The sequence below is a fragment of the Pseudomonas sp. CJQ_9 genome (genome assembly GCF_043106615.1).
GTDB lineage: Bacteria > Pseudomonadota > Gammaproteobacteria > Pseudomonadales > Pseudomonadaceae > Aquipseudomonas > Aquipseudomonas juntendi.
This window is the reverse complement of record NZ_JBICMS010000051.1, coordinates 1-1421: the sequence shown is the minus strand read 5'-3', so window position 1 is coordinate 1421 and position 1421 is coordinate 1. Positions and strand designations below refer to the sequence as shown.

Below are 1421 nucleotides of genomic sequence, written 5' to 3'. Positions count from 1 at the left end.
CGGTTACCGATGGGGTAGCGGTCAGTTTGGCGACCACTTCATCGATGGTGTCGGTGACTTTTACCGAAGCGTCGCCACCCAGTTGCAGGTTCTCGAACGCTGCACCGGTAGCATCGGCCGCCGACTTGATGCCCAAGGTGATTTCGCCGGCGTCTTGGTAGACGTCATCGCCCTGTGCTGCGTGCTCGTAAGCCGCGGTGGTTTCGCCAGCCTTGATGGTGACCTTGGCATCGTTGCTCAGGGTCACGACCAGGTCGTGAGCCAAAGGCTGATTGATATGCACGGTGAACGTCGGCTTGACGTTCTCGGCGACCGAGGCCTGGTCAGCTGTGATGGTGACCTTGACGATGTCACCTTCGTTGCCCGGAGTGCCAGGCTCGTCGGTGACCTGGGTGCTGACCTCAGCCTTGTCCAGGGTCAGCTGCTCGAACTTCCACGCATCCTGGCCGCTGACCGAATCAATGGCGTTGACCACTGGTGCGTTGGTGCCGACGTAGACGTTGTCCGGTGCGATAACAGTGGCCGAACCGGTGGTGCTGTTGGCCGCCACGACAATGTTGGTGCCGTCGGTCAGCTTGAAGAACAGCTCCGCGTGGTTGTTGATCGGCAGACCATCTTTGTTGGTCAGCGTGATGGTGTAGGTAATCTCGCCACCTTCGGTCACCGATGGGGTAGCGGTCAGTTTGGCAACCACTTCATCGATGGTGTCGGTGACTTTTACCGAAGCGTCGCCACCCAGTTGCAGGTTCTCGAACGCTGCACCGGTAGCATCGGCTGCCGACTTGATGCCCAAGGTGATTTCGCCGGCGTCTTGGTAGACGTCATCGCCCTGTGCCGCGTGCTCGTAAGCCGCAGTGGTTTCGCCAGCCTTGATGGTGACCTTGGCATCGTTGCTCAGGGTCACGACCAGGTCGTGCGCCAAAGGCTGATTGATATGCACGGTGAACGTCGGTTTGACGTTTTCGGCGACCGAGGTCTGGTCGGCTGTGATGGTGACCTTGACGATGTCGCCTTCGTTGCCCGGGGTGCCAGGCTCGTCGGTGACCTGGGTGCTGACCTCAGCCTTGTCCAGGGTCAGCTGCTCGAACTTCCACGCATCCTGGCCGCTGACCGAATCAATGGCGTTGACCACTGGCGCGTTAGTGCCGACGTAGACGTTGTCCGGCGCGATAACCGTGGCCGAACCGGTCGTGCTGTTGGCCGCCACGACAATGTTGGTGCCGTCGGTCAGCTTGAAGTACAGCTCCGCGTGGTTGTTGATCGGCAGACCATCTTTGTTGGTCAGCGTGATGGTGTAGGTAATCTCGCCGCCTTCGGCCACCGATGGGGTAGCGGTCAGTTTGGCGACCACTTCATCGATGGTGTCGGTGACTTTTACCGAAGCGTCGCCACCCAGTTGCAGGTTCTCGAACGCTGCACCG

The 1421-nt window shown here is 60.0% G+C and carries 1 protein-coding gene; it reads right to left on the bottom strand.

Annotated features, from left to right (window positions below):
• A partial coding sequence (locus tag ACF8SD_RS08905; protein WP_392546466.1) for an immunoglobulin-like domain-containing protein occupies positions 1-1421 on the bottom strand: 1421 nt, incomplete at both ends.